Source organism: Leisingera sp. F5, assembly GCF_001593695.1.
Genome location: NZ_LUKH01000342.1, coordinates 1 through 2796, shown reverse-complemented (window position 1 = coordinate 2796; position 2796 = coordinate 1). Strand labels below are relative to the sequence as shown.

Below are 2796 nucleotides of genomic sequence, written 5' to 3'. Positions count from 1 at the left end.
TGCATTCCGGCTTGGGCGGGCCTCGCAGGTTGACTTGCCTCCGCAATGCCATGAAGTTTCGACGTATGACAATTTTTCTATTGTCCTAATGACAGTGAGCAGATGAAGAAAGCCAGATACATCCGCCTTGCCGATATGCTCTCTAATGCAATTCGCGAGGGCAAACTGGCGCCGGGGGCCAGACTGCCGACGCACCGGACCTTTGCGGAGAAATCCGGCGTCGCGCTGGCGACTGCAACCCGTGTTTACAAGGAACTGGAGCGCAGGGGTCTTGTCCGCGGCGAGGCCGGGCGCGGGACCTTTGTGCGCGATCCTGGTTTGCCCATGACATTGGGGGTGCATCAAACAGCGGCTGAGGGGGTCACGGATCTGGTCTTCAATATGCCTGGCGGGCGTGCGGACGCAGACATTTTGCGGGCCGGCTTGCGGCGGCTTGCGGCGGCTGGCGATCTGGATGCGATGCTGCGCTATCAGCCTCACGGCGGCCGCATGCACGAACGCCGGATCATCGCCGAAAGCCTTGGACCGGCTTTGGGGCGGATTGATCCGGAATGTTTGCTGGTCACCTCGGGCAGCCAGCACGGGCTGGCGATCACCTGTTTGGGTCTGTTTCAGCCCGGCGATGTAATCGCTGCTGATGCCCTCACATATCCAGGGTTCAAATCCGCTGCCGCATTGAACGGTCTGGAACTTGCCCCGGTCGGGACGCAGCAGGGTGTCATGGCCCCGGATGATCTGGACCGGCTATGCCGCTTGCGGAACATCCGTGCTGTTTATCTGATGCCAACGGTCCAAAGCCCGCTGGGAACCGTCATGGATGAAACCATACGTCTGCGTTTGCTTGATGTGGCCCAGCGGCATAACCTCCTTATCATCGAGGACGCGGCTTATGCGTTTTTGGAACCGGACCCGCCGCCCGCTTTCCTGTCGCTGGCGCCGGACCGGACGGTGCATATCAGCGGCTTCTCCAAAAGCCTCGCAACCGGTTTGCGGCTGGGATATGTGATCCCGCCCGCAGACCGCACCGCGGCTTTGCTGGAAGCGATCCGCGCGACGACCTGGAACACACCCGCGTTGATCTCCGCGTTGGTCACGGGATGGATCGAAGACGGGACGCTGGAAAATTCCGAAGAAACCCGCAGGCAGGATGGCGCCGTGCGCCAATCGGTGTGCCGGGAGGTCTTTGGCGCGGCTTCGGTAGTTTCGCATCGCAACGCGGGGTTTGCCTGGTTGCCGCTTGGAAAAGGCGCGCGTGCGGAACCCATCGTGACGCGACTGAAGGATCAGCGCATTTCAGTGTCCGGCGCAGAACCGTTTGCAACTGCCGCCGCAGCTCCGCAGGCCCTGAGGTTGGCGTTTGGCGGTTTGCCGGTGGCAGAGCTGCGCGGCACGCTGACGACGGTGCGCGAAGCGGTTCACGCTGAGAGCTCAGGATAGGGCAGGCCTGCCATTGCGCAGCTTGCAGCCCTGGAGTCTCCGCAGATACCGCCGGCTGTGCCTAGAACCACTGCCCCGGCTCCATCAGCCCCAGATCCAATAGTTGACGCGAATGCCATTCAAACGGCGCAGAGTTATGCCACCGGAAGGTTTCAATGTCGAAAGTGGAGCCGGGATTGCGTTTCAGCGCCTTGGCGGTGCGGAAAGAACAGACCGCAGCGGTCAGGTTGTGATGCCAGGGGCAGGCATAGGTGTTGTATTCCTGGTCATTGAAAGTGTGATCCCGCTGCAGCACCAGTCCCGGTTTGGCCTTGAACAGTGAAATCCGGTCGATTTTACGGCTCTTGTCAGGGATATGCTCTTCGAACCGCCACCGCACCCCGCCAAAGAAATCCAGTTGCCTTTCGCGCGGGTGGCCGGTTTCGGGGTCCTTGCGCGACTGGGCATAGTAACCGGATTTGTCGAGATAGGCCGCCTCCAAAGAGACAGCGCCGGGGCAGTCCCCCAGATCGCCGGCATAAAGATCGATCACATAGCTGAGCACCGCCTCACGCCGCTCTTCGGTATGGAAGGTCAGCATTTCACCAATGCTGCGGGTCTCACAGAACGGGTAGAACAGATATTCCGCATTGTAGCAGTAATAAAGCCAGCAACCGGGTTGTGCCGCGGCGATTACCGCATTGACGGCGCCTGTCAGCGCGCCATCGGGGCTGCAGTCAAATGGCACCCGGTGCACCTTGGTGCGCACATCCTGCGGCAGGTCAAAGGCATCCGGCATCAGGGCCACAACGGCCTTGAATCCGCTTTGCAGGTGATGACGCAGGGTGGTGGCGATCTCTACCTCATCCTCGACGAAGACCAGCGCAACCGGTCCTTTGGCCAGCAGCGGCTTGCCCTCTTTCAGGAAATCCTGCAGCGAAGAATACATCATGCCCGTCTGCCTTTTGCCTTTCTGGCCTTTGCGGCCAAAATCGGGTAAATCCCGCCTCATTGCAAGCGGCGGCATTTGTCTGTAAGGCAGGCCGCTGTTTACCCACCCTGGCTGGAAGGCTGACCCGCATGAGTGCCCCGAAGAAGCTGTTTATCAAGACCTATGGCTGTCAGATGAATGTTTATGACAGCGAACGCATGGCCGAAGCGCTGGGCGGCGAGGGGTATGTCGAGACCAAATCAGCAGATGACGCCGACATGATCCTGCTGAATACCTGCCACATCCGGGAAAAGGCGGCGGAAAAGGTTTATTCCGAGCTGGGCCGTTTCAAAGGGCTGAAGGCAGAGAAGCCGGACCTCAAGATCGGCGTGGCCGGTTGCGTCGCTCAGGCCGAGGGTGAAGAGATCATGCGCCGCCAGCCGCTGGTG

General features: G+C 60.3%; 2 protein-coding genes and 1 pseudogene. 2 read left to right on the top strand and 1 reads right to left on the bottom strand.

Going from position 1 to position 2796, the window contains the following annotated elements:
• The first annotated feature begins 102 nt into the window (after nt 1-102).
• Nucleotides 103-1437, top strand: coding sequence for a PLP-dependent aminotransferase family protein (locus A2I95_RS29975; protein ID WP_291735739.1), 1335 nt, complete (start codon nt 103-105; stop codon nt 1435-1437).
• Between the two features lie 61 nt (nt 1438-1498).
• On the opposite strand, the gene A2I95_RS29970 is transcribed toward A2I95_RS29975, so the two are convergent.
• Nucleotides 1499-2368 (bottom strand): hypothetical protein, encoded by an 870-nt coding sequence (locus A2I95_RS29970; protein ID WP_291735738.1) that lies wholly within the window; start codon nt 2366-2368, stop codon nt 1499-1501.
• 128 nt (nt 2369-2496) lie between these two features.
• On the opposite strand from A2I95_RS29970, the pseudogene A2I95_RS29965 reads away from it, so the two are divergent.
• A pseudogene (locus A2I95_RS29965) lies at nt 2497-2796 on the top strand (tRNA (N6-isopentenyl adenosine(37)-C2)-methylthiotransferase MiaB); the annotation flags it as partial.